This is a genomic window from Enterobacter sp. Lyrl_3 (genome assembly GCF_051948675.1).
GTDB lineage: Bacteria > Pseudomonadota > Gammaproteobacteria > Enterobacterales > Enterobacteriaceae > Enterobacter > Enterobacter cloacae.
The window spans coordinates 15,571-41,198 of record NZ_JAYJLI010000019.1 but is presented as its reverse complement, the minus strand read 5'-3'; the positions used below and the strand labels follow the sequence as shown (position 1 = coordinate 41,198).

At 54.0% G+C, this 25,628-nt stretch carries 26 protein-coding genes and 1 pseudogene; 18 read left to right on the top strand and 9 right to left on the bottom strand.

Annotated elements, in window-relative coordinates; all coding sequences use genetic code 11:
- Positions 1-230: 230 nt before the first annotated feature.
- From atpI to phoU, 16 genes are all read left to right on the top strand, one after another.
- Positions 231-611, top strand: a complete 381-nt coding sequence (gene atpI, locus VF709_RS21970) for a F0F1 ATP synthase subunit I (protein WP_006177553.1) — start codon at positions 231-233, stop codon at positions 609-611.
- A gap of 8 nt (positions 612-619) precedes the next feature.
- A complete protein-coding gene (gene atpB / locus VF709_RS21965) occupies positions 620-1,435 on the top strand; it encodes a F0F1 ATP synthase subunit A (protein ID WP_013099405.1) in 816 nt (271 codons plus the stop codon).
- Positions 1,436-1,484: 49 nt separating this feature from the next.
- Positions 1,485-1,724: a F0F1 ATP synthase subunit C gene (atpE, locus tag VF709_RS21960; RefSeq protein WP_000429386.1), complete on the top strand. Its 240-nt coding sequence runs from the start codon at positions 1,485-1,487 to the stop codon at positions 1,722-1,724.
- Positions 1,725-1,772: 48 nt separating this feature from the next.
- The gene (atpF, locus tag VF709_RS21955) at positions 1,773-2,243 is read left to right on the top strand and encodes a F0F1 ATP synthase subunit B (protein ID WP_013099406.1); all 471 of its coding nucleotides are present in this window, start codon (positions 1,773-1,775) and stop codon (positions 2,241-2,243) included.
- A gap of 14 nt (positions 2,244-2,257) precedes the next feature.
- Positions 2,258-2,791: a F0F1 ATP synthase subunit delta gene (atpH, locus tag VF709_RS21950; protein WP_013099407.1), complete on the top strand. Its 534-nt coding sequence runs from the start codon at positions 2,258-2,260 to the stop codon at positions 2,789-2,791.
- A gap of 12 nt (positions 2,792-2,803) precedes the next feature.
- Complete coding sequence (gene atpA / locus VF709_RS21945) at positions 2,804-4,345, top strand: F0F1 ATP synthase subunit alpha (RefSeq protein WP_003862367.1); 1,542 nt, start codon at positions 2,804-2,806, stop codon at positions 4,343-4,345.
- 51 nt (positions 4,346-4,396) lie between these two features.
- Complete coding sequence (gene atpG / locus VF709_RS21940) at positions 4,397-5,260, top strand: F0F1 ATP synthase subunit gamma (protein WP_003862364.1); 864 nt, start codon at positions 4,397-4,399, stop codon at positions 5,258-5,260.
- A gap of 31 nt (positions 5,261-5,291) precedes the next feature.
- Positions 5,292-6,674: a F0F1 ATP synthase subunit beta gene (gene atpD / locus VF709_RS21935; protein ID WP_003862362.1), complete on the top strand. Its 1,383-nt coding sequence runs from the start codon at positions 5,292-5,294 to the stop codon at positions 6,672-6,674.
- A gap of 20 nt (positions 6,675-6,694) precedes the next feature.
- Entirely contained in the window at positions 6,695-7,114 is a 420-nt protein-coding gene (locus tag VF709_RS21930; RefSeq protein ID WP_006177560.1) for a F0F1 ATP synthase subunit epsilon, read from the top strand.
- A gap of 137 nt (positions 7,115-7,251) precedes the next feature.
- Positions 7,252-8,622 carry a bifunctional UDP-N-acetylglucosamine diphosphorylase/glucosamine-1-phosphate N-acetyltransferase GlmU gene (glmU, locus tag VF709_RS21925; protein WP_045293067.1) on the top strand — a complete coding sequence of 457 codons (1,371 nt, stop codon included), beginning with the start codon at positions 7,252-7,254 and terminating at the stop codon, positions 8,620-8,622.
- 237 nt (positions 8,623-8,859) lie between these two features.
- Positions 8,860-10,689 carry a glutamine--fructose-6-phosphate transaminase (isomerizing) gene (gene glmS, locus VF709_RS21920; protein ID WP_047352065.1) on the top strand — a complete coding sequence of 610 codons (1,830 nt, stop codon included), beginning with the start codon at positions 8,860-8,862 and terminating at the stop codon, positions 10,687-10,689.
- 322 nt (positions 10,690-11,011) lie between these two features.
- The gene (pstS, locus tag VF709_RS21915) at positions 11,012-12,052 is read left to right on the top strand and encodes a phosphate ABC transporter substrate-binding protein PstS (RefSeq protein WP_013099410.1); all 1,041 of its coding nucleotides are present in this window, start codon (positions 11,012-11,014) and stop codon (positions 12,050-12,052) included.
- A gap of 127 nt (positions 12,053-12,179) precedes the next feature.
- Positions 12,180-13,139, top strand: a complete 960-nt coding sequence (gene pstC / locus VF709_RS21910) for a phosphate ABC transporter permease PstC (protein WP_013099411.1) — start codon at positions 12,180-12,182, stop codon at positions 13,137-13,139.
- Positions 13,139-14,029 carry a phosphate ABC transporter permease PstA gene (pstA, locus tag VF709_RS21905; RefSeq protein WP_013099412.1) on the top strand — a complete coding sequence of 297 codons (891 nt, stop codon included), beginning with the start codon at positions 13,139-13,141 and terminating at the stop codon, positions 14,027-14,029. Before pstC ends, pstA begins: the two co-directional genes overlap by 1 nt.
- 47 nt (positions 14,030-14,076) lie before the next feature.
- Entirely contained in the window at positions 14,077-14,850 is a 774-nt protein-coding gene (pstB, locus tag VF709_RS21900; protein WP_008500183.1) for a phosphate ABC transporter ATP-binding protein PstB, read from the top strand.
- Between the two features lie 14 nt (positions 14,851-14,864).
- A complete protein-coding gene (gene phoU, locus VF709_RS21895) occupies positions 14,865-15,590 on the top strand; it encodes a phosphate signaling complex protein PhoU (RefSeq protein WP_008500182.1) in 726 nt (241 codons plus the stop codon).
- 50 nt (positions 15,591-15,640) lie between these two features.
- On the opposite strand, the gene yieH is transcribed toward phoU, so the two are convergent.
- Entirely contained in the window at positions 15,641-16,306 is a 666-nt protein-coding gene (gene yieH / locus VF709_RS21890; RefSeq protein ID WP_038982282.1) for a 6-phosphogluconate phosphatase, read from the bottom strand.
- Positions 16,307-16,471: 165 nt separating this feature from the next.
- Between yieH and adeP the strand changes: the two genes are divergently transcribed.
- Positions 16,472-17,809 carry an adenine permease AdeP gene (adeP, locus tag VF709_RS21885; RefSeq protein WP_023621401.1) on the top strand — a complete coding sequence of 446 codons (1,338 nt, stop codon included), beginning with the start codon at positions 16,472-16,474 and terminating at the stop codon, positions 17,807-17,809.
- A gap of 61 nt (positions 17,810-17,870) precedes the next feature.
- Here adeP and VF709_RS21880 read toward each other — a convergent pair whose 3' ends face one another.
- The 8 genes and pseudogenes from VF709_RS21880 to rpmH form a co-directional block, all read right to left on the bottom strand.
- Positions 17,871-18,437 (bottom strand): NADPH-dependent FMN reductase, encoded by a 567-nt coding sequence (locus tag VF709_RS21880; protein ID WP_013099415.1) that lies wholly within the window; start codon positions 18,435-18,437, stop codon positions 17,871-17,873.
- Positions 18,438-18,473: 36 nt separating this feature from the next.
- On the bottom strand, positions 18,474-19,220 hold the full coding sequence (locus VF709_RS21875; RefSeq protein WP_013099416.1) for a 4'-phosphopantetheinyl transferase family protein: 747 nt from the start codon (positions 19,218-19,220) through the stop codon (positions 18,474-18,476).
- A gap of 149 nt (positions 19,221-19,369) precedes the next feature.
- A pseudogene (locus VF709_RS21870) lies at positions 19,370-19,678 on the bottom strand (hypothetical protein); the annotation flags it as partial.
- A gap of 97 nt (positions 19,679-19,775) precedes the next feature.
- On the bottom strand, positions 19,776-21,140 hold the full coding sequence (mnmE, locus tag VF709_RS21865; protein WP_020685446.1) for a tRNA uridine-5-carboxymethylaminomethyl(34) synthesis GTPase MnmE: 1,365 nt from the start codon (positions 21,138-21,140) through the stop codon (positions 19,776-19,778).
- Between the two features lie 72 nt (positions 21,141-21,212).
- The gene (gene yidC / locus VF709_RS21860) at positions 21,213-22,853 is read right to left on the bottom strand and encodes a membrane protein insertase YidC (RefSeq protein ID WP_020685445.1); all 1,641 of its coding nucleotides are present in this window, start codon (positions 22,851-22,853) and stop codon (positions 21,213-21,215) included.
- Positions 22,854-22,855: 2 nt separating this feature from the next.
- Positions 22,856-23,113, bottom strand: coding sequence for a membrane protein insertion efficiency factor YidD (gene yidD / locus VF709_RS21855; RefSeq protein WP_001307474.1), 258 nt, complete (start codon positions 23,111-23,113; stop codon positions 22,856-22,858).
- A complete protein-coding gene (rnpA, locus tag VF709_RS21850; RefSeq protein WP_028028049.1) occupies positions 23,077-23,436 on the bottom strand; it encodes a ribonuclease P protein component in 360 nt (119 codons plus the stop codon). The genes yidD and rnpA overlap by 37 nt, the downstream gene beginning before the upstream one ends.
- A gap of 16 nt (positions 23,437-23,452) precedes the next feature.
- Positions 23,453-23,593, bottom strand: a complete 141-nt coding sequence (rpmH, locus tag VF709_RS21845) for a 50S ribosomal protein L34 (RefSeq protein ID WP_000831330.1) — start codon at positions 23,591-23,593, stop codon at positions 23,453-23,455.
- A gap of 637 nt (positions 23,594-24,230) precedes the next feature.
- Here rpmH and dnaA point away from each other — a divergent pair.
- Positions 24,231-25,628, top strand: a complete 1,398-nt coding sequence (gene dnaA, locus VF709_RS21840; protein ID WP_014830027.1) for a chromosomal replication initiator protein DnaA — start codon at positions 24,231-24,233, stop codon at positions 25,626-25,628.

Sequence of the window (25,628 nt, the reverse complement as noted above, 5' to 3'; positions counted from 1 at the left end):
GTTTTCGCGCTGTTTGCAGTTTTGCTCGAAGGTCGGGGCTTTCATCAAAAGTTGAAAAATAGCGGCGGGGAAAAATATTTAAACATTTATTCACCTTTTCGCTACTTAATGTTTGAAATCACGGGTGCGCACCGTATAATTTGACCGCTTTTTGATGCTTGACTCTGAGCCTTAAAGGACGTTTTATACGACACGCGGCATACCTCGAAGGGAGCAGGAGTAAAAACGTGATGTCTGTGTCGCTCTTGAGTAGAAACGTTGCTCGTAAGCTTCTGTTCATTCAGTTTCTGGCTGTGATAGCAAGTGGACTGCTGTTTAGCCTCAAAGACCCCTTCTGGGGCATCTCCGCCGTGTGCGGGGGTTTGGCGGTTGTGCTGCCAAACATGTTGTTTATGATTTTTGCCTGGCGTCATCAGGCGCATACACCTGCCAAAGGCCGCGTGGCCTGGTCCTTCGCCCTCGGCGAAGTGTGTAAGGTGTTGCTGACCTTTGCTCTACTGGTGATGGCGCTGGCGGTTTTGAAAGTGGTATTCATGCCGCTGATAGCTACGTGGGTTTTGGTGCTGGTGGTACAAGTTCTGGCTCCAGCTGTAATCAATAACAAAGGGTAAAAGGCATCATGGCTTCAGAAAATATGACGCCGCAGGATTACATAGGTCACCATCTGAATAACCTTCAGCTGGACCTGCGTACATTCTCGCTGGTGGATCCGCATAACCCCCCGGCCACCTTCTGGACGATCAACATCGACTCCATGTTCTTCTCGGTGGTTTTGGGTCTTCTGTTCCTGGCCATGTTCCGCGGTGTTGCTAAAAAGGCGACCAGCGGTGTTCCAGGGAAATTCCAGACGTTCGTTGAGATGATCATCGGCTTCGTCCATGGCAGCGTGAAAGACATGTACCATGGTAAGAGCAAGCTGATTGCGCCACTGGCACTGACCGTGTTCGTGTGGGTCTTCCTGATGAACCTGATGGACCTTCTGCCTATCGATTTCCTGCCGTGGATTGGCGAGCATGTCTTCGGTCTGCCTGCTCTGCGCGTGGTTCCGTCTGCTGACGTGAACATCACCCTGTCGATGGCGCTGGGCGTGTTTATCCTGATTCTTTTCTACAGCATCAAAATGAAAGGCGTAAGCGGCTTTGTGAAAGAGCTTACCTTGCAGCCGTTCAACCACTGGGCGTTTATTCCGGTCAACCTGATCCTGGAAGGCGTTAGCCTGCTGTCCAAACCTGTTTCACTGGGTCTGCGACTGTTCGGCAACATGTATGCGGGTGAGCTGATTTTCATTCTGATCGCGGGTCTTCTGCCGTGGTGGTCACAGTGGGTTCTGAATGTGCCGTGGGCCATTTTCCACATCCTGATCATTACGCTGCAAGCCTTTATCTTCATGGTTCTGACGATCGTCTATCTGTCGATGGCGTCTGAAGAGCACTGATTTTTTACCAACACTACTACGTTTTAATTGAAACAAACTGGAGACTGTCATGGAAAACCTGAATATGGATCTGCTGTACATGGCTGCCGCTGTGATGATGGGTCTGGCGGCTATCGGTGCTGCGATCGGTATCGGCATCCTCGGGGGCAAATTCCTGGAAGGCGCTGCGCGTCAACCTGATCTGATTCCTCTGCTGCGTACTCAGTTCTTTATCGTTATGGGTCTGGTGGATGCTATCCCAATGATCGCTGTAGGTCTGGGTCTGTACGTGATGTTTGCTGTCGCGTAGTAGTTGTTTTAAAACCCCAAGCCACAGAAATTTAAGAGGTATTGTGCTGTGAACATGAACGCAACAATCCTCGGCCAGGCCATCGCGTTTATTATCTTTGTCTGGTTCTGCATGAAGTATGTATGGCCGCCTTTAATGGCTGCCATCGAAAAACGTCAGAAAGAAATTGCTGACGGTCTGGCTTCTGCAGAACGTGCAAAGAAAGATTTGGACCTTGCACAGGCCAACGCGACAGACCAGCTGAAAAAAGCGAAAGCGGAAGCTCAGGTAATCATCGAACAGGCTAACAAACGCCGTTCTCAGATCCTGGACGAAGCCAAAGCTGAAGCAGAACAGGAACGTACTAAGATCGTGACACAGGCTCAGGCTGAAATTGAAGCTGAGCGTAAACGTGCTCGTGAAGAACTGCGTAAGCAGGTTGCGATTCTGGCTGTTGCTGGCGCCGAGAAGATCATCGAACGTTCCGTGGATGAAGCTGCTAACAGCGACATCGTGGACAAACTTGTCGCTGAACTGTAAGGAGGGAGGGGCTGATGTCTGAATTTGTTACGGTAGCTCGCCCCTACGCCAAAGCAGCTTTTGACTTTGCTGTCGAACACCAAAATGTCGATCGCTGGCAGAATATGCTGGCGTTTGCCGCTGAGGTGACGAAAAACGAACAAATGGCCGAGTTGCTTTCTGGTGCATTAGCACCTGAAACCCTCGCCGCGTCGTTCATCGCCGTGTGCGGAGAGCAACTGGATGCCAACGGCCAGAACCTGATTAAGGTAATGGCAGAAAATGGTCGTCTCCGTGTGCTCCCGGATGTTCTCGAGCAGTTTGAGCACTTACGTGCCCTTAGTGAAGCTACTGCTGAAGTTGAAGTAACTTCTGCGACTGAACTGAGTCATGAACAGCTTGCGAAAATTACCGCCGCGATGGAAAAACGTCTGTCACGCAAAGTTAAGCTGAATTGCAAAATCGATAAGTCTGTAATGGCAGGCGTAATCATCCGCTCGGGTGATATGGTCATTGATGGCAGCGTACGCGGCCGTCTTGAGCGCCTTGCAGACGTCTTGCAGTCTTAAGGGGACTGGAGCATGCAACTGAATTCCACCGAAATCAGCGAACTGATCAAGCAGCGCATTGCTCAGTTCAATGTTGTGAGCGAAGCTCATAACGAAGGTACTATTGTTTCTGTAAGTGACGGTGTTATCCGCATCCACGGCCTGGCCGATTGTATGCAGGGTGAGATGATTTCCCTGCCGGGTAACCGTTACGCTATCGCACTGAACCTGGAGCGCGACTCCGTAGGTGCAGTTGTGATGGGTCCATACGCTGACCTCGCCGAAGGCATGAAGGTTAAGTGTACTGGCCGTATTCTGGAAGTTCCGGTTGGCCGTGGCCTGCTGGGTCGTGTTGTTAACACCCTGGGTGCACCAATCGACGGTAAAGGTCCGGTTGAGCACGATGGCTTCTCTCCAATCGAAGTTATCGCACCGGGCGTTATCGACCGTCAGTCCGTAGATCAGCCTGTTCAGACGGGTTATAAGTCCGTTGATGCCATGATCCCAATCGGTCGTGGTCAGCGTGAACTGATCATCGGTGACCGTCAGACCGGTAAAACCGCGATGGCTATCGATGCCATCATCAACCAGCGTGACTCCGGCATCAAATGTGTGTACGTGGCTATCGGCCAGAAAGCGTCCACCATTTCTAACGTGGTTCGTAAACTGGAAGAGCACGGCGCGCTGTCTAACACCATCGTTGTTGTGGCTACCGCTTCTGAATCTGCTGCACTGCAATACCTGGCGCCATACGCCGGTTGTGCTATGGGTGAATACTTCCGTGACCGCGGTGAAGATGCACTGATCGTATACGATGACCTGTCTAAACAGGCTGTTGCTTATCGTCAGGTTTCCCTGCTGCTCCGTCGTCCACCAGGACGTGAAGCGTTCCCTGGCGACGTATTCTACCTCCACTCTCGTCTGCTGGAGCGTGCTTCCCGCGTTAACGCGGAATACGTCGAGAACTTCACCAAAGGTGAAGTGAAGGGTAAAACGGGCTCTCTGACCGCGCTGCCGATCATTGAAACCCAGGCGGGTGACGTTTCTGCGTTCGTTCCGACCAACGTAATCTCCATTACCGATGGTCAGATCTTCCTGGAAACCAACCTGTTTAACTCCGGTATTCGTCCGGCGGTTAACCCGGGTATCTCCGTATCCCGTGTAGGTGGTGCTGCTCAGACCAAGATCATCAAGAAACTGTCCGGTGGTATCCGTACCGCGCTGGCACAGTATCGTGAACTGGCTGCGTTCTCTCAGTTCGCATCCGATCTGGACGAAGCAACCCGTAAACAGCTGAGCCATGGTCAGAAAGTGACCGAGCTGCTGAAGCAGAAACAGTACGCACCAATGTCTGTTGCTCAGCAGGGCCTGGTACTGTTCGCGGCTGAACGCGGTTACCTCGAAGATGTGGAACTGGCGAAAATCGGTAGCTTCGAAGCCGCTCTGCTGGCTTACGTCGACCGTGATCACGCTCCGCTGATGCAAGAGATCAACCAGACCGGTGGCTATAACGACGAAATCGAAGGCAAGCTGAAAGCTATCCTCGATTCCTTCAAAGCAACCCAATCCTGGTAATCGTCCGGCGGCTTGTCTCAGGACAAGCCGCCTGGCATTGAGGAGAAGCTCATGGCCGGCGCAAAAGAGATACGTAGTAAGATCGCAAGCGTCCAGAACACGCAAAAGATCACTAAAGCGATGGAGATGGTCGCCGCTTCCAAAATGCGTAAATCGCAGGATCGCATGGCGGCCAGCCGTCCTTATGCAGAAACCATGCGCAAAGTGATTGGTCACCTTGCAAACGGTAATCTGGAATATAAGCACCCTTACCTGGAAGAACGCGACGTTAAGCGCGTGGGCTACCTGGTGGTGTCGACCGACCGTGGTCTGTGTGGCGGCTTGAACATTAACCTGTTCAAAAAACTGCTGGCGGATATGAAAGGCTGGTCCGATAAAGGCGTTCAGTGCGACCTCGCATTGATCGGCTCTAAAGGCGTCTCTTTCTTTAACTCCGTTGGTGGCAACATTGTCGCTCAGGTGACCGGTATGGGTGATAACCCGTCCCTGTCCGAACTGATCGGCCCGGTTAAAGTGATGTTGCAGGCCTATGATGAAGGCCGTCTGGACAGACTGTACGTTGTCAGCAACAAATTTATTAACACCATGTCTCAGGTGCCAACGCTCACTCAGATGCTGCCTTTACCGGCTTCAGAAGATGACGAGCTGAAACAGAAAGCCTGGGATTACCTGTATGAACCCGATCCGAAACCGCTGCTGGATACCCTGCTGCGTCGTTACGTTGAATCTCAGGTTTATCAGGGCGTTGTAGAAAACCTGGCCAGCGAGCAGGCCGCACGAATGGTGGCGATGAAAGCCGCGACCGATAATGGCGGCAGCCTGATTAAAGAGCTGCAGTTGGTTTACAACAAAGCTCGTCAGGCCAGCATTACTCAGGAACTCACCGAGATCGTCTCGGGGGCCGCCGCGGTTTAACCAGGTTTACGAATTACGTAGAGGATTCAAGATGGCTACTGGAAAGATTGTCCAGGTAATCGGCGCCGTGGTGGACGTCGAGTTCCCTCAGGACGCCGTACCACGCGTGTACGACGCGCTTGAGGTACAGAATGGTAACGAGAGCCTGGTGCTGGAAGTTCAGCAGCAGCTCGGCGGCGGTATCGTGCGTACCATCGCGATGGGTTCTTCCGACGGTCTGCGTCGTGGTCTGGAAGTTAAAGACCTTGAGCACCCGATCGAAGTCCCGGTAGGTAAAGCAACACTGGGTCGTATCATGAACGTATTGGGTCAGCCAATCGACATGAAAGGCGACATCGGTGAAGAAGAGCGTTGGGCTATCCACCGCGCGGCACCTTCCTACGAAGAGCTGTCCAGCTCTCAGGAACTGCTGGAAACCGGTATCAAAGTTATCGACCTGATGTGTCCGTTTGCGAAGGGCGGTAAAGTTGGTCTGTTCGGTGGTGCGGGTGTAGGTAAAACCGTAAACATGATGGAGCTGATCCGTAACATCGCGATCGAGCACTCCGGTTACTCCGTATTTGCGGGCGTAGGTGAACGTACTCGTGAGGGTAACGACTTCTACCACGAAATGACCGACTCCAACGTTCTGGACAAAGTATCCCTGGTTTACGGCCAGATGAACGAGCCACCAGGAAACCGTCTGCGCGTTGCGCTGACTGGTCTGACGATGGCTGAGAAATTCCGTGACGAAGGCCGTGACGTTCTGCTGTTCGTTGATAACATCTACCGTTACACCCTGGCCGGTACTGAAGTATCTGCACTGCTGGGTCGTATGCCTTCAGCGGTAGGTTATCAGCCTACGCTGGCGGAAGAGATGGGTGTTCTTCAGGAACGTATCACCTCTACCAAAACCGGTTCTATCACCTCCGTTCAGGCGGTATACGTACCTGCGGATGACTTGACTGACCCATCACCAGCAACCACCTTTGCGCACTTAGATGCAACCGTGGTACTGAGCCGTCAGATCGCGTCTCTGGGTATCTACCCGGCCGTTGACCCGCTGGACTCCACCAGCCGTCAGCTGGATCCACTGGTTGTTGGTCAGGAACACTACGACACCGCGCGTGGCGTACAGTCCCTGCTGCAGCGTTACCAGGAACTGAAAGACATCATCGCCATCCTGGGTATGGATGAACTGTCTGAAGAAGACAAACTGGTGGTAGCACGTGCGCGTAAGATCCAGCGCTTCCTGTCCCAGCCGTTCTTCGTTGCGGAAGTATTCACCGGTTCTCCAGGTAAATACGTTTCCCTGAAAGACACCATCCGTGGCTTTAAAGGCATCATGGAAGGCGAATACGATCACCTGCCAGAGCAGGCGTTCTACATGGTTGGTTCCATCGAAGAAGCTGTGGAAAAAGCCAAAAAACTTTAACGCCTTAATCGGAGGGTGATATGGCAATGACTTACCACCTGGACGTCGTCAGCGCAGAGCAACAAATGTTCTCCGGTCTGGTCGAGAAAATCCAGGTAACGGGTAGTGAAGGTGAACTGGGTATCTTCCCGGGTCACGCACCGCTGCTCACCGCCATTAAGCCTGGTATGATCCGCATCGTTAAACAGTTCGGTCACGAAGAGTTTATCTATCTGTCCGGCGGCATTCTTGAAGTGCAGCCTGGCAGTGTGACCGTTCTGGCCGATACCGCTATTCGTGGCCAGGATCTCGACGAAGCGCGAGCCCTGGAATCGAAGCGTAAGGCTGAAGAGCACATTAGCAGCTCTCATGGTGACGTGGATTACGCTCAGGCGTCTGCGGAGCTGGCCAAAGCGATCGCCAAACTGCGCGTTATCGAGTTGACCAAAAAAGCGATGTAACACCGGCTTGAAAAGCACAAAAGCCAGTCTGGATACCAGGCTGGCTTTTTTTTCGTCCTTAATTCATGACGAAAAAGATGTAGAATTTTAAGCACCAAACGTTTTTACTTCTCACTCAAACTACCGTCAGGATGCGTATGTCAAACAGTGCGATGAGCGTGGTGATCCTTGCCGCAGGCAAAGGTACCCGCATGTATTCCGATCTGCCTAAAGTGCTTCATACACTGGCAGGAAAGCCAATGGTGCAGCATGTTATTGATGCAGCAAATGAATTGGGCGCTCGCCAGGTTCACCTGGTCTATGGCCACGGCGGCGATCTGCTTAAAAAAACGCTGAGCGATGACAAGCTCAACTGGGTGCTTCAGGCTGAACAGCTGGGAACCGGCCACGCAATGCAGCAGGCAGCACCGTTCTTTGCCGATGACGAAGACATTCTGATGCTCTACGGCGATGTTCCGCTGATCTCCATCGACACATTGACTCGCCTGCGTGAAGCCAAACCGCAGGGCGGTATCGGTTTATTAACCGTCGTGCTGGACGATCCGACCGGCTACGGCCGCATCACCCGTGAAAACGGCAACGTCACGGGTATCGTTGAACATAAAGACGCCAGCGAAGCACAGCGCCAGATTCAGGAGATCAACACCGGTATCCTGATGGCTAACGGCGCGGACATGAAGCGCTGGCTGTCTAAGCTCAACAACAACAACGCGCAGGGTGAATACTACATCACCGACATCATTGCGATGGCGTACCAGGAAGGGCGTGAGATTGCGGCGGTTCACCCGGCGCGTATCAGCGAAACCGAAGGGGTGAATAACCGCCTTCAGCTTTCCCGTCTGGAGCGTGTTTATCAGTCCGAACAGGCCGAAAAACTGCTGCTGGCCGGCGTGATGTTGCGCGATCCGGCGCGTTTCGATCTGCGTGGAACGTTAACGCACGGGCGCGACGTTGAAATTGATACTAACGTTATCCTGGAAGGTAACGTCACGCTGGGTAACCGCGTCAAAATTGGTGCGGGCTGTGTGATCAAAAACAGCATCATCGGTGATGATTGCGAAATTAGCCCATACAGCGTGGTGGAAGATGCCCGTCTTGACGCAGCGTGCACTATTGGGCCGTTCGCGCGTCTGCGCCCGGGGGCTGAGCTGCTGGAAGGCTCACATGTTGGAAACTTCGTTGAGATGAAAAAAGCGCGTCTGGGTAAAGGCTCTAAAGCCGGTCATTTGACCTATCTGGGCGATGCGGAAATTGGCGACAACGTGAATATTGGCGCAGGAACGATTACCTGCAACTATGACGGCGCGAATAAGTTTAAAACCATCATCGGTGATGATGTGTTTGTCGGCTCCGACACTCAGCTGGTGGCGCCTGTTACCGTGGGTAACGGTGTAACGATTGCCGCCGGGACAACCGTTACGCGCGATATCGCCGATAACGAACTGGTATTAAGCCGTGTGCCGCAGGTGCACAAGCAGGGCTGGAAACGCCCTGTGAAGAAGAAGTAACGGATTTACCCCTCACCCTAACCCTCTCCCCAAAGGGAGAGGGGATCGTTCGGTGCGGTGTTTTTCTCCCTCGCCCCTTTGGGGAGAGGGCCGGGGTGCGGGGATAATATAATCCTCCCCCCACAAGCAGTACCCATAACAATAACCCCACTCTCTACAAGGCTCGGGGCGCCCGGAAAGGGCAAATACAGGTCAGCGACAACGCATGGCATAACGCCATAATCAGGAAATCTAACTATGTGTGGAATTGTTGGCGCAGTTGCGCAGCGTGATATTGCTGAAATCCTTCTCGAAGGTTTACGTCGTCTGGAATACCGTGGCTACGACTCTGCCGGTCTGGCAGTAGTGGATGCAGAAGGTCATATGACCCGTCTGCGTCGCCTCGGTAAAGTGCAGATGCTGGCCCAGGCCGCGGAAGAACACCCGCTGCACGGTGGCACCGGTATTGCGCATACCCGCTGGGCGACACACGGCGAACCGTCTGAAGGCAACGCGCACCCGCATGTGTCTGAACACATCGTGGTCGTGCATAACGGCATTATCGAAAACCACGAACCGCTGCGCGAAGAACTGAAAGCGCGCGGCTATACCTTCGTTTCTGAAACCGATACCGAAGTGATTGCGCACCTGGTGCACTGGGAGCTGGCACAGGGCGGCACGCTACGTGACGCGGTGCTGCGCGCAATCCCACAGCTGCGCGGTGCGTACGGTACGGTGATCATGGACTCCCGCGATCCGTCCACCCTGCTGGCGGCGCGTTCCGGTAGTCCAATGGTTATCGGTATGGGCATGGGCGAAAACTTTATCGCTTCTGATCAGCTGGCGCTCCTGCCGGTCACCCGCCGCTTTATCTTCCTGGAAGAGGGTGATATCGCAGAAGTGACTCGCCGCAGCGTGACGGTATTTGATACCAAAGGCGAGCAGGTGAAACGCCCTGAAATTGAATCCAATCTGCAGTACGACGCGGGCGACAAAGGCGCTTACCGTCACTACATGCAGAAAGAGATTTACGAGCAGCCAAACGCCATCAAAAACACCCTGACCGGTCGTATCAGCCACGGTGAAGTGGACCTGAGCGAACTGGGTACCAACGCAAACGAGCTGCTCAGCAAGGTTGAGCACATTCAGATTGTGGCCTGCGGTACCTCCTACAACTCCGGGATGGTCTCTCGCTACTGGTTTGAGTCGCTGGCTGGCGTGCCGTGCGATGTGGAAATCGCCTCTGAATTCCGCTACCGCAAATCCGCCGTGCGCCGTAACAGCCTGATGATCACCCTTTCTCAGTCTGGCGAAACGGCAGATACCCTGGCGGCGCTGCGTCTCTCTAAAGAGCTGGGTTACCTGGGATCGCTGGCTATCTGTAACGTGCCGGGCTCATCGCTGGTGCGTGAATCCGATTTGGCGCTGATGACCAAAGCGGGCACTGAAATCGGCGTGGCCTCCACCAAAGCGTTTACCACGCAGCTGACGGTTCTGCTGATGCTGGTGGCGAAACTGGCGCGTTTGAAAGGGCTGGATGCTTCTGTTGAGCATGACATCGTTCATGGTCTGCAGGCGCTGCCAAGCCGTATTGAGCAGATGTTGTCTCAGGATAAGCGCATTGAAGCCCTGGCTGAAGATTTCTCTGACAAGCACCACGCCCTGTTCCTCGGCCGTGGCGACCAGTACCCTATTGCGCTGGAAGGCGCGCTGAAGCTGAAAGAGATCTCCTACATCCACGCTGAAGCCTACGCGGCAGGCGAGCTAAAACACGGCCCGCTGGCGCTGATTGACGCGGATATGCCGGTTATCGTTGTGGCACCTAACAACGAACTGCTGGAAAAACTGAAGTCCAACATTGAAGAAGTTCGCGCCCGCGGTGGTGTACTGTACGTCTTCGCTGATAAGGACGCCGGTTTTGCCAGCAGCGACAACATGCATATCATCGAGATGCCGCATGTAGAAGAGGTTATTGCCCCTATCTTCTACACCGTGCCGCTGCAGTTGCTGGCTTACCACGTTGCGCTGATCAAAGGCACCGACGTTGACCAGCCGCGTAACCTGGCGAAATCGGTCACCGTAGAATAATCCCTCCAGGCTCCACCTTCGGGTGGAGCTTTTTTACCCTGCCTGGTTTGTTTTTAATCAACGCATTCGCGTTTTTATTTATGACAATCTGTCATCTTCAGCTACTTTTTTCAGTGTCACATAAAGAAAATATTTCTGAAAAGTTCTTGTCATGATTGTGGCTAACATGATGATAAATCAGGAATCTTTCGCTGGTTTTTAAGCTAAATTTCCATTGTCATAAAACTGTCATAATTCGTACATTTATCTGTCACCTGTTTGTCCTATTTTGCTCATCGTAGCCACTTAAACAATGATTTACGAAATCCTTGCAGGAGACATTATGAAAGTTATGCGTACCACTGTCGCAACTGTTGTCGCCGCGACCTTATCTCTGAGCGCTTTCTCTGTATTCGCAGAAGCAAGCCTGACTGGCGCTGGTGCAACCTTCCCTGCGCCGGTGTATGCCAAATGGGCGGATACCTACCAGAAAGAAACCGGTAACAAGGTTAACTATCAGGGTATCGGCTCCTCCGGTGGCGTGAAACAAATTACCGCAAACACCGTTGATTTCGGCGCATCCGACGCTCCGCTGTCTGATGACAAACTGGCTCAGGAAGGCCTGTTCCAGTTCCCGACCGTAATCGGTGGTGTGGTTCTGGCGATCAACCTGCCGGGCGTGAAGTCGGGTGAGCTGGTGCTGGACGGCAAAACCCTGGGTGATATCTACCTGGGCAAAATCAAAAAATGGGATGACGAAGCCATCGCTAAGCTCAACCCTGGCCTGAAGCTGCCTTCTCAGAACATCGCCGTGGTTCGCCGCGCGGATGGTTCTGGTACCTCTTTCGTCTTCACCAGCTACCTGGCGAAGGTGAACGAAGAGTGGAAATCTAAAGTCGGTTCCGGCTCTACCGTTAACTGGCCAACCGGTCTGGGCGGTAAAGGGAACGACGGTATCGCCGCGTTCGTACAGCGTCTGCCGGGCTCTATCGGTTACGTAGAATATGCGTACGCCAAGCAGAACAACCTGTCCTACACCAAACTGGTTTCTGCTGATGGCAAACCTGTCAGCCCGACTGAAGAGAACTTTGCCAACGCTGCAAAAGGCGCTGACTGGAGCAAATCCTTCGCTCAGGACCTGACTAATCAGAAAGGTGAAGACGCGTGGCCAATCACCTCTACCACCTTCATTCTGGTTCACAAAGAGCAGAAGAAACCTGAGCAGGGTGCAGAAGTGCTGAAGTTCTTCGACTGGGCATACAAAAACGGCGGCAAACAGGCTAATGACCTGGATTATGCCAGCCTGCCAGACAGCGTGGTTGAGCAGATTCGTGCTGCATGGAAAACCAACGTGAAAGACAGCAGCGGTAAAGCGCTGTACTAACAGGATATATTTAACGAAGATGGCGGGTGGCGCTACGCTTACCCGCCCTACGGTTAACGCTGTAGGCCCGGTAAGCGTCAGCGCCACCGGGCATATTCGTAAAACGTCTCAAACAGAAGAGTAATTTATGGCTGCAACCAAGCCTGCATTTAACCCTCCGGGTAAAAAAGGTGACATGATTTTCAGCGCGCTGGTAAAACTGGCTGCGCTGATTGTGCTATTGCTACTGGGCGGCATTATAGTGTCTCTGATTTTCTCCTCCTGGCCGAGCATTCAGAAATTCGGTTTCTCCTTCCTGTGGACCAAAGAGTGGGACGCGCCGAATGATATCTACGGTGCGCTGGTGCCGATTTACGGCACGCTGGTCACCTCGTTCATCGCCCTGCTGATTGCAGTTCCGGTAAGCTTTGGTATCGCCCTGTTCCTGACGGAACTGGCACCGGGCTGGCTGCGACGCCCGCTGGGTATCGCCATTGAACTGCTGGCGGCCATTCCAAGTATCGTGTACGGCATGTGGGGTCTGTTTATCTTTGCGCCACTGTTTGCCACGTATTTCCAGGAGCCGGTGGGTAATGTTCTTTCCGCTATTCCGTTTGTGGGGGCGCTGTTCTCCGGCCCGGCATTCGGTATCGGTATTCTGGCGGCTGGTGTGATCCTCGCCATCATGATTATTCCGTACATTGCGGCAGTTATGCGCGATGTGTTCGAACAAACCCCGGTGATGATGAAAGAGTCGGCTTACGGCATTGGCTGCACCACCTGGGAAGTGATCTGGCGTATCGTTCTTCCGTTCACCAAAAATGGGGTGATTGGGGGCGTGATGCTGGGCTTAGGGCGTGCGTTGGGTGAGACCATGGCGGTGACCTTTATCATCGGTAACACCTACCAGCTCGACAGTGCCTCGCTCTATATGCCGGGTAACAGTATTACCTCCGCACTGGCGAACGAATTCGCCGAAGCGGAATCCGGGCTGCACGTGGCGGCGCTGATGGAGCTGGGTCTGATCCTGTTCGTGATTACCTTCATCGTACTGGCGATCTCCAAGCTGATGATCCTGCGTCTCGCGAAAAATGAGGGGGCACGCTAATGGCAACTCTCGAAATGCAAAGCCCTGCTCAGCTTGCGGAATCCCGCCGCAAAATGCAGGCGAAGCGTCGTTTTAAAAACCGTATCGCGCTGACGCTCTCGATGGCGACGATGGCATTCGGTCTGTTCTGGCTGATCTGGATCCTCTTCTCTACCGTGGTTCGCGGTATCGACGGCATGTCTCTGGCGCTGTTCACCGAAATGACGCCTCCGCCGAACACGGCGGGTGGTGGACTGGCGAACGCCCTGGCAGGCAGCGGATTGCTGATCCTGTGGGCGACGGTATTCGGTACGCCGCTTGGCATCATGGCGGGTATCTATCTGGCGGAATATGGCCGTAAATCCTGGCTCGCAGAAGTGATTCGTTTCATTAACGACATTCTGCTCTCTGCGCCGTCTATTGTGGTGGGTCTGTTTGTTTACACCATTGTTGTGGCACAAATGGAACACTTCTCCGGCTGGGCGGGTGTGATTGCGCTGGCGCTGCTGCAGGTGCCTATCGTCATTCGTACCACCGAGAACATGCTCAAACTGGTGCCGGACAGTCTGCGTGAAGCGGCGTATGCGCTGGGTACACCAAAGTGGAAAATGATCTCCGCGATTACGCTTAAAGCCTCTGTCTCCGGGATCATGACCGGTATTCTGCTGGCCATTGCCCGTATCGCGGGTGAAACGGCACCGCTGCTGTTTACCGCCCTCTCCAACCAGTTCTGGAGCACGGACATGATGCAGCCGATCGCCAACCTGCCGGTGACGATCTTTAAATTTGCGATGAGCCCATTCGCGGAATGGCAGCAGCTGGCCTGGGCCGGGGTGCTGATCATCACCCTTTGCGTACTGTTGCTGAACATTCTGGCGCGCGTCATTTTCGCGAAGAAGAAACACGGTTAATTTTTTACGGCGCGGCAGTTCGCGGCGCCGAATGAGGAAATGAGTCAATGAGTATGGTTGATACTGCCCCGGGTAAGATTCAGGTTCGTGATTTGAACTTCTACTACGGCAAATTCCATGCCCTGAAGAATATCAACCTGGATATCGCGAAGAACCAGGTAACGGCATTCATCGGTCCGTCCGGCTGTGGTAAATCCACGCTGCTGCGCACCTTTAACAAAATGTACTCGCTCTATCCAGAGCAGCGTGCCGAAGGCGAAATCATCCTGGACGGTGAAAACATTCTGACCCAGGCTCAGGATATCGCCCTGCTGCGCGCCAAAGTGGGCATGGTTTTCCAGAAACCGACGCCGTTCCCGATGTCGATATACGACAACATCGCGTTTGGTGTACGCCTGTTTGAAAAGCTCTCCCGTGCCGATATGGACGAGCGCGTGCAGTGGGCGTTGACCAAGGCCGCATTATGGAACGAAACCAAAGATAAGTTGCACCAGAGCGGTTACTCTCTCTCCGGCGGGCAGCAGCAGCGTCTGTGCATTGCGCGTGGAATCGCGATCCGCCCGGAAGTGCTGCTGCTGGATGAGCCGTGTTCAGCGCTGGACCCGATCTCCACCGGTCGTATCGAAGAGCTGATCACCGAGCTGAAGCAGGATTACACCGTGGTTATCGTGACCCACAACATGCAGCAGGCTGCGCGTTGCTCCGACCACACGGCATTTATGTACCTGGGCGAGTTGATTGAGTTCAGTAACACGGACGATCTGTTCACCAAGCCCGCTAAAAAGCAAACAGAAGACTATATCACCGGTCGTTACGGTTGATTCAGGAGCGCGCTATGGACAATCTCAATCTTAATAAACACATTTCCGGCCAGTTCAATGCAGAGCTGGAAAGTATTCGCACTCAGGTCATGACCATGGGTGGCATGGTCGAGCAACAGCTTTCTGATGCGATCACGGCGATGCACAACCAGGACAGCGAACTGGCGAAGCGCGTTATCGAAGGCGATAAAAACGTCAACATGATGGAAGTGGCGATTGACGAAGCGTGTGTGCGCATCATCGCCAAGCGTCAGCCGACGGCGAGCGACCTGCGTCTGGTGATGGCCATCATCAAAACCATCGCCGAGCTGGAACGTATCGGTGACGTTGCGGATAAAATCTGCCGCACCGCGCTGGAGAAATTCTCTCAGCAGCATCAGCCGCTGCTGGTAAGCCTGGAGTCGCTGGGCCGCCACACGGTGCAGATGCTGCACGACGTGCTGGATGCCTTTGCGCGTATGGATCTGGATGAAGCGGTACGTATCTACCGTGAAGACAAGAAAGTCGACCAGGAGTATGAAGGCATTGTGCGCCAGCTGATGACCTACATGATGGAAGATTCACGTACGATCCCAAGCGTACTGACCGCCCTGTTCTGCGCGCGCTCTATCGAGCGTATCGGCGACCGCTGCCAGAACATTTGCGAATACATTTTCTACTTCGTGAAAGGTCAGGACTTCCGTCACGTGGGCGGCGACGAACTGGACAAACTGCTGGCGGGTAAAGATCCGAAAGAGTAATCAGTGGTTAAAATGCCCGGTGGCGCTGCGCTTACCGGGCCTACAAAAACCTATCGTGTAATATTCCACCCGCGCGCCTTCCACAATTCCGGCAACTGCGCCAGATCGGTAAAGGTCGTCACTTTTGGATGATCGATCGGCTTGTTGTGCGGGTCGGCACAGAAATAAAACACTTCCATTCCTGCATCAATGCCCGACTGCGCGCCCGCGGACGAGTCATCCACCAGAATACAGTTCTCTACGTTGACGTTCATTGCGTTTGCCGCATGGAACATCAGCGCAGGATCTGGCTTCCAGCGTTGAATATCGTAGCCGCTGAACAGTTTTTCCGGGAAGTGGTGCAGCATCTCAAGCTTACCCAGCGAGTGCTGCATTTTGCTGACCGGTCCGTTAGACACCACGCAGATCGGTACCGTCATGGCATCCAGCAGCGCGTTTGCGCCAGCAATGACCTCCAGCTCAGAATCGAACAGGCGTGCGACCTCGGCGCGGTACACCGGTTCCAGATCCGTTTTCGCCAGATCCACACCGTGTTCGGCGTTAATGATGTCGATGATCTCGTACAGCTTCACGCCCTTAAAGCGTTTGAACACCTCGTCGAGATTGAGCGTAATACCAAATTCCTGGAACATGGCGACATACGCGCGGGAACAAATGACCTCACTGTCGACCAGCGTACCGTCGCAGTCGAAAAATACCGCTTCAATTCCGGACATGCCTTTCCCTTTTTACAAGTTTAACGTTTACGTACTGCAGTTCAACGAGACGCAATCGTTGCCGTATAAGCAAAATCAATGAAAAAAGTATCTCGTAACCGCCACTATTGTCGCATTTTGGTATAGGATAGCGACGAATTTTCCCTCCTTGTTCGGAAATTGATGATGAGTCAACAACACACAACCCAGACATCGGGTCAGGGTCTGCTTGAGCGCGTGTTTAAACTGCGCGAGCACGGCACAACGGCACGCACCGAAGTGATCGCCGGTTTTACCACCTTCCTGACGATGGTCTATATCGTTTTTGTTAACCCACAAATTCTGGGCGTTGCTGGCATGGATACCAGCGCCGTCTTCGTGACCACCTGCCTGATCGCTGCACTTGGCAGCATTCTGATGGGCGTATTCGCTAACCTGCCGGTTGCGCTGGCTCCGGCGATGGGGCTTAACGCATTCTTTGCGTTCGTGGTAGTTCAGGCGATGGGGCTGCCGTGGCAAGTCGGCATGGGCGCTATCTTCTGGGGTGCGGTTGGTCTGCTGCTGCTGACTATTTTCCGCGTGCGTTACTGGATGATTGCTAACATTCCTGTCAGCCTGCGCGTGGGTATCACCAGCGGTATCGGTCTGTTCATCGGTATGATGGGGCTGAAAAATGCCGGTGTTATCGTCGCTAACCCGGAGACGCTGGTCAGCATCGGTCACCTGACCTCCCATAACGTGCTGCTGGGCGTGCTGGGCTTCTTTATCATCGCGATCCTCGCTTCCCGCAATATTCATGCGGCGGTGCTGGTGTCCATCGTAGTGACCACCCTACTGGGCTGGATGCTGGGTGACGTTCACTATAACGGCATTGTCTCCGCACCACCGAGCGTCTCTACCGTTATTGGTCATGTTGATCTGGCGGGTTCCCTGAATCTGGGCCTGGCGGGGGTGATTTTCTCCTTTATGCTGGTGAACCTGTTTGACTCCTCCGGCACGCTGATCGGCGTGACCGACAAAGCGGGCCTGGCGGATGAGAAAGGTAAATTCCCGCGCATGAAGCAGGCGCTGTTTGTGGACAGCATCTCCTCTGTCAGCGGTGCTTTTATCGGAACCTCTTCTGTTACCGCTTACATTGAGTCCTCTTCCGGTGTCTCCGTAGGGGGCCGTACCGGTCTGACCGCGGTTGTGGTGGGTATTCTGTTCCTGCTGGTGATCTTCCTTTCTCCACTGGCTGGCATGGTTCCACCGTATGCGGCTGCCGGTGCGCTGATTTACGTGGGGGTACTGATGACCTCCAGCCTGTCGCGCGTGAAGTGGGATGATTTAACCGAAGCGGTACCGGCGTTTATTACCGCGGTAATGATGCCGTTCAGTTTCTCTATTACTGAAGGTATCGCGCTGGGCTTTATCTCTTACTGCGTGATGAAGATTGGCACCGGTCGTTTCCGCGACCTCAGCCCGTGCGTCATCATTGTGGCGCTGCTGTTTGTGCTGAAGATTGTGTTTATCGACGCCAAATAAACATGTTTGCACCCTCTCCCGTGGGAGAGGGCTGGGGTGAGGGCATCAGCCCGCACCTCACTTAAGCCTTCACCCTCTTGATATAATCCCCAAACGCCGTCAACTGGCCAGAGAGATGGTCACGCGTGCTCTGATCCACCACTTCACCCGTCTGCGGGTCGACTTTATTCTGAATCACTCCACCCATAAATTCCGGCTTGTTCATGACCATTGCATCCAGGAATACCAGGATCTGACGCAGGTGATACTGGCAGCGCGCACCGCCAATGGCACCCATTGAACTGGTCTGAATCAGCACCGGCTTACCGGAAAGCGGCTGCTCCGGCAGGCGGGATAGCCAGTCAATTGCGTTTTTCAGACCACCCGGAACCGAGTAGTTATACTCTGGCGTCACAATCACCACCCCGTCAGCCTGGCGAATCTGCTCGGCCAGCGCTTCGACGCTCTGCGGAAAGCCTTCTTCCTGCTGCACGTCCGCATCGTAAAGGGGAATGTCACCAATGGACGGCAGGGCGCTAATCTCCATACCCGCCGGAGCCAACTGTGGCAGCGTACGGGCAACCATCCCGTTAAATGAACCTTTGCGCAGGCTTCCCAGTAATGTAACGACTTTCAACGTTTCAGACATGATTACTCCTGTTTCATCATGATGACCCTGAACGGATCAGCTAAGGGTATATGCTTTTTCTGCCGGTAAACTGGTTAATCTCATCAGGCGCGCGGCGGGCTCGTTGGCACGTTCGGGCACATCCGGAAGGCTACTCCATCCCTGTTTACTGTCAAATTCCCAGATTTTCAGCCGTTCAATGGCAGGTGTCACTGCTACAGACCAGATCAGTACGTCCTCAACATCGCTGAGCGCTTCTACCAGCGCGGCTTGCGTGGAGCGCAGGCGTCCGGAGCCCGGCAGGAGTTGCAGCTGACTGGCATCGTCTGACGCGCAGCCACAGAGCTTACGAATGCTCTGACGCAAGGTGATAAGCTGAGCCCGGGCTTCAGTGGGATCGTTCTGGTTGCGCACCCACAGCTGTTCATTGCTGGAGAGCGGGTAATCATCATGCGGGCTGGCGCCGTGAAAACCGCGTGTCGCGCGCTGAAGCTCCATATCCAGCCCGCAATCGCCTTCGGTGGTGAGTGCCACGCCAATAATATTGCCCGTATAGGCAATGGAGAAACGCGGCAGCTCCGGGTCGGCAAAGACCGGACGACCTTCAGGTTGGATGATGATGTCCGGCAGCTCACTGGTGCCGTACAGCATAAACAGCAGTTCAGCAAGAAGCGCCCGGGACGCCAAAAAACGCGACCGACGGTGCTCAGGTAGTTTGAGCGCTTCACTGTGACACGCTGAAGAAATTCTGGCCGATACGAGACGACCTTCTGTCAGTATCCCTCTTGCAAAGTGCGTAGCCATTTTTCGCTCCTTGATAATGGTCGTAGTCGGTTAAACGGTTACATCATTATCGCTTAACTCAACTCCTGTTTTAATCAGTAAATGATAGTAAGAAAAGGCTGAGGACCGAACTTTACATTTTCTTAGGCGAAAATTGGATCGCTGACACCCTATAACGCCTTGATGGTCTCGCGTAGCCAGAGGATTTTCGGATTATGGCTGTTCCGTTTATGCCAGATCTGCGTGAAGGGCTGGAGGACCATAAGTAAAAGGATGCAGAGCATGCTACAGCCAATCAGAATCCCGATCAGCATATTGCGCGCAAACGGCGTCAAGAACGAGACCGCCATACTGACCATCGTGGAATACTGCTCGCGATTAAAACCCATGGTTTCCATCAGCAGCACCGGGGAAACGGTTACATAGGTGAGGATCGCCGCCACGCACAGGGTAGCGTTCAATAACCGACTAATAAAAAACGGTTCAGTAGCTTTCGGCCGGATGGCTCTCTTTGAGTACGGCAATCGACTGGACAAGGGTGATTTCCTGGGGGAAATCACCCTTCAGTAACGGGGGTCACTTACCAATACAGAAGCTCGAGAAGATCCTCCCAAGCAGATCGTCCGACGTAAACTCCCCGGTGATCTCACTCAGATTCTGCTGCGCCAGGCGCAACTCTTCCGCCAGCAATTCCCCCGCCCATGCGCCAATCAGCTGCGCTTTGCCCTGCTCGAGGTGACGTGCCGCCTCTTCCAGCGCCTGCAGGTGGCGACGCCGCGCCAGGAAGCCGCCTTCCATGCTGGTGTCAAAGCCCATGCTCTGCTTGAGATGGTTACGCAGGTCGTCAACGCCCTCGCCGGTGCGGGCCGACAGACGGATAAGTGAGTGACCATTCACATCGCTGATGCCCAGCGTTTCGCCGGTGACGTCTGCTTTGTTACGCACCACGGTGATCGGCAGTTTAGCCGGCAGACGGGCGATAAAGTCCGGCCAGATCTCCGCCGGGTCAACGGCATCGGTCGTGGTGCCATCTACCATAAACAGCACACGGTCGGCCTGCTCAATCTCCTGCCAGGCGCGCTCGATACCAATACGCTCCACTTCGTCGCTGGCATCACGCAGACCCGCAGTGTCGATGATATGCAACGGCATGCCGTCGATGTGAATATGCTCGCGCAGCACGTCGCGGGTGGTCCCGGCGATGTCGGTCACGATCGCCGCCTCACGGCCCGCGAGGGCGTTCAGCAGGCTCGATTTCCCGGCGTTTGGACGACCCGCGATGACCACCTTCATCCCTTCACGCAGCAGGCTCCCCTGGCGCGCTTCGGCGCGAACGGCATCGAGATCGGCCATCACGTCATTGAGCTGGGCTTCAATTTTACCGTCAGAGAGAAAGTCGATTTCTTCATCCGGGAAGTCAATCGCTGCTTCGACGTAGATCCTGAGGTGAGTAAGTGCTTCCACAAGGTGATTTACGCGTGCGGAAAACGCGCCCTGCAACGAGTTCAGGGCGGAGCGGGCCGCCTGTTCAGAGCTGGCGTCGATCAGGTCTGCAATCGCCTCGGCTTGCGCCAGGTCGAGCTTGTCGTTGAGGAAGGCACGTTCGGAGAACTCGCCCGGCTTCGCAATGCGCAGGCCCGGCAGAGTCAGAATACGTTTTAACAGCAGGTCGAGGATGACCGGGCCACCGTGACCCTGCAGCTCCAGCACGTCTTCACCAGTAAAGGAGTTCGGGCCGGGGAACCACAGCGCAATGCCCTGGTCCAGTGGGGTACCGTCGCTGTCTTTAAACGGCAGATAATCAGCGTAGCGCGGCTTTGGCAGTTTACCCAGCACCGCTTCAGCGACCTCGCGCGCCTTCAGGCCGGAGATACGCAAAATGCCTACACCACCGCGTCCCGGTGGGGTTGCCTGGGCGACGATAGTGTCGTTATGGCTCATGGTTGCTCTCGTTCAATACAAATAAAAAAGGCGGTCAATCGACCGCCCTTATTTTAGCGTTAACTTACCGAATCAGGACTTTTTCTTTTCGCGGCTATGCAGGCCACGTTTTTCCAGACCACGGTAAATCAGCTGCTGCTGGATGATGGTCACCAGGTTGCTGACGATATAGTACAGCACCAGACCTGACGGGAACCACAGGAAGAACACGGTGAAGATGACCGGCATAAAGGTCATGATCTTCTGCTGCATCGGGTCGGTCACGGTGGTCGGAGACATCTTCTGGATGAAGAACATCGTCACGCCCATCAGGATCGGCAGGATGTAGTACGGGTCCTGTGCGGACAGGTCATGGATCCACAGCGCGAACGGCGCATGGCGCAGCTCAACGGAACCCATCAGCATGTAGTACAGCGCAAGGAAGATTGGCATCTGAATCAGCAGCGGGAAGCAGCCACCCAGCGGGTTCACTTTCTCTGCTTTATACAGGGCCATCATCTCCTGGCTCTGACGCTGTTTGTCATCGCCCAGACGCTCGCGCATTGCCTGAATCTTCGGCTGCAGCATACGCATCTTCGCCATGGAGGTGTACTGCGCTTTGGTCAGCGGGTACATGATGCCACGTACGATGAAGGTGATAACGATGATGGAGAAGCCCCAGTTACCCAGGAAGCTGTGGATGAACTTCAGCAGCTTGAACAGCGGCTGAGAGATGAACCACAACCAGCCGTAGTCAACGGTCAGATCCAGGTGCGGTGCAACAGCAGCCATTTTGTCCTGGATTTCCGGGCCGACCCACAGGGTGCTTGCCAGCTTACCGGTTTGACCCGGCTGAACCAGAACCGGCTGAGATTTGTAGCCGATAGCCGCAATACCGTTGCCCAGATTCGCGGTGTAGAAGTTATTGGTACCGTCGTTATTTGGGATCCATGCCGTTGCGAAATACTGCTGCAACATTGCCACCCAACCGCCTTTGGAGCTGACGTTCAGGTTTTCGTTATCGGCAATGGTGTCGAATTTGTATTTCTCATACTTCGCGTCAGGCGTGGAGTATGCCGCGCCACGGAAGGTATGCAGCGCAAAGTTGCTGCTTCCGGTGTCACGGTGAGACGGCAGATTGATGGACTGCTTCAGCTGACCAAAGGTCGATACTTCAAGCGGTTTCGCACCGGCGTTCTGTACGCTGTAGCCCACGTTCACTGCATATTCACCGCGTTTCAGGGTGAAGGTTTTAGTGAAGGTGTTGCCTGCCGCGTCGGTGTAGGTCATCGGAATAACGAGTTCGTTCTGGCCATCAGCCAGTACAAAGGTGTCGTTTTCGACGTTGTACAGTGGACGCGCACCGTTAGCCGGGTTATCCGGGCCATCACGACCGGTCAGGCCGCTCTGCGCCTGGTAGATAAACTCTGGCGTGGTTTCCAGTAACTGGAACGGCTCGGTAGACTTCAGCTCTTTCGGGTAGGTCAACAGCAGCGCCTGCTCAACATCACCACCACGGGTGTTGATAGTCAGCTCAAGCACATCGGTCTTAACCGTAATCTGTTTCCCCTGGCCACTGGCCGGTACGCCCTGGTCGGCGGCACTCCCCTGGCTGCTCGTTGTCTGCGTGGTCTGCTGCTGGGGTTGAGGATTTTTATCCTGCTCCCATGCCTGCCAGATCATGAAAGACACGAACAACAAAGCGATGATAAGAAGATTGCGTTGCGAATCCATCGTTAGTGTTCTCTGGTATCAAAGGGTCCTGGGGGGACGGGGTCGTCTCCACCTGGGTGTAAAGGGTGGCATTTTAATACGCGTTTCACCGTCAACCAACTGCCTTTTATCACTCCAAACCTGCGCAATGCCTCAATTCCGTAGCTTGAGCATGTTGGCGTGAAACGGCAGTGTGGCCCGAGTAGCGGACTAATCAGGCGTTGATAGACCCGAATGAGGGCTATCAGGACCCGCGAGCCAGGCGACAGTGGCGGCGCCATAATTTTTCCAACGCTTCCGAGAGAGCACGGTTATCGAGGTCGGCAACCCCTTTTTTCGCCACCACCACGAAATCCATAGAAGGCAGTTCGTGCTGACGTAAACGGAAGCTTTCACGCGTCAGACGTTTAATCCGGTTGCGTTCATGCGCACGCTTAACGTTTTTCTTGGCGACAGTAAGACCGATGCGGGGATGCCCCAGCGAATTTTGGCGGCCGAGGATGGTGATTTGCGGCGTGCCAGCCCGTAGTGGCTGCTGGAAGACGAAAGTGAAATGAGCGGGAGTTAACAAACGTAACTCCCTGGGAAATGCTAGCTTAACCACTCAGGGGTTAGCTTTATTACTTGGAAACGGTCAGACGAGCGCGGCCTTTAGCACGACGACGTGCCAGAACCTGACGACCATTTTTAGTAGCCATACGAGCACGGAAGCCGTGAGAACGGTTGCGCTTCAGTACAGACGGTTGAAAAGTGCGTTTCATGGCGATTTCTACCTAAACTTGAATAAATTCACTGACTTTTGCGTATACCCGAACGAGATTCGAACGACTAACGCCTCAGCGTGGGTGATTAAAGAGGCCGGATTGTAATAATTGTACACTCCGGAGTCAATTCTCTTTCCTTATTTCCCGCGTATTTCCGCACGATTTCGCGTGGAAAATGAGCAACGGACGACGCAGGAAGAAGAGCATCACGTGCCGGGTCGAGGATTATACGGTCTCATCAACAAAGCGCAAGGATCGTCCTGGATCTTCGTTAGATCATTTAAGCAAAAAATTGTCTGTTCTCATTAAATTTTCCAATATGCGGGCTAAATCGTGGGGCACTCCCGCCAGGATCGTTTACACTTACCCGGTTTCGGATCTTCCTGTGGATAAATCGGTAAGAATCTGTGAGAAACAGAAGATCTCTGGCTCAGTTTAGGCTATGATCCGCGGTCCCGATCGGGATCCAGCGATCCTGGCCGGGCATAAACACAATATCGTTCAGGTTGTTTCAACGATGGCGTGTATAACCGCAGATAGCGGTTCGCACATCCCCCTCATTGGGTCATGTCGATGTGCGCCAACAATCATGAATATTCAATAGTTTTCTTTTATTGTTCGAGTGGAGTCCGCCGTGTCACTTTCGCTTTGGCAGCAGTGTCTTGCCCGATTGCAGGATGAGTTACCAGCCACAGAATTCAGTATGTGGATCCGCCCGTTGCAGGCGGAACTGAGCGATAACACGCTGGCTTTGTATGCGCCAAACCGTTTTGTGCTCGATTGGGTAAGGGACAAGTACCTTAATAACATCAACGGACTGCTGAATGATTTCTGCGGGTCAGATGCCCCGCAGCTGCGCTTTGAAGTGGGCACAAAGCCGGTCACCCAGACGGTGCGCGAAACCGTAAACGTGGCAGCGCCTGCTCAGGCGGCACCCGCTCCGGCTCCTCGCGTTGCTCCTGCTGCACGTCCGGGTTGGGATAATGTGCCTGCCCCGGCAGAACCGACCTACCGCTCTAACGTTAACGTCAAACACACCTTCGATAACTTCGTGGAAGGTAAATCGAACCAGCTGGCACGCGCGGCGGCTCGCCAGGTGGCAGACAACCCCGGTGGAGCCTATAACCCGCTGTTCCTCTATGGCGGCACGGGTCTGGGTAAAACGCACCTTCTGCACGCGGTGGGTAACGGCATTATGGCGCGCAAGCCAAATGCGAAAGTGGTGTATATGCACTCCGAGCGCTTCGTTCAGGACATGGTAAAGGCCCTGCAAAACAATGCGATCGAAGAGTTTAAACGCTATTATCGTTCTGTTGATGCGCTGCTGATCGATGACATTCAGTTCTTTGCGAATAAAGAACGATCGCAGGAGGAGTTTTTCCACACCTTCAATGCGCTGCTGGAAGGTAACCAGCAGATCATTTTGACCTCGGATCGTTATCCAAAAGAGATCAACGGTGTGGAAGATCGTCTGAAATCCCGCTTCGGCTGGGGCCTGACCGTGGCGATCGAGCCGCCGGAACTGGAAACCCGCGTCGCGATCCTGATGAAAAAAGCCGATGAGAACGACATTCGCCTGCCGGGTGAAGTGGCGTTCTTTATTGCCAAGCGTCTGCGTTCCAACGTTCGTGAGCTGGAAGGGGCGCTGAACCGCGTCATCGCCAATGCCAACTTTACCGGCCGCGCGATCACCATCGATTTTGTGCGTGAAGCGCTGCGCGATCTGCTGGCACTGCAGGAAAAACTGGTCACTATCGACAACATTCAGAAGACGGTGGCCGAGTACTACAAAATCAAAGTGGCAGATTTACTGTCTAAACGTCGTTCCCGCTCGGTGGCGCGCCCGCGTCAGATGGCGATGGCGCTGGCAAAGGAGTTAACCAACCACAGTCTGCCGGAGATCGGCGATGCGTTTGGTGGCCGTGACCATACGACCGTGCTGCACGCTTGTCGCAAGATTGAGCAGTTACGCGAAGAAAGCCACGACATAAAAGAAGATTTTTCCAATTTAATCAGAACATTATCATCGTGA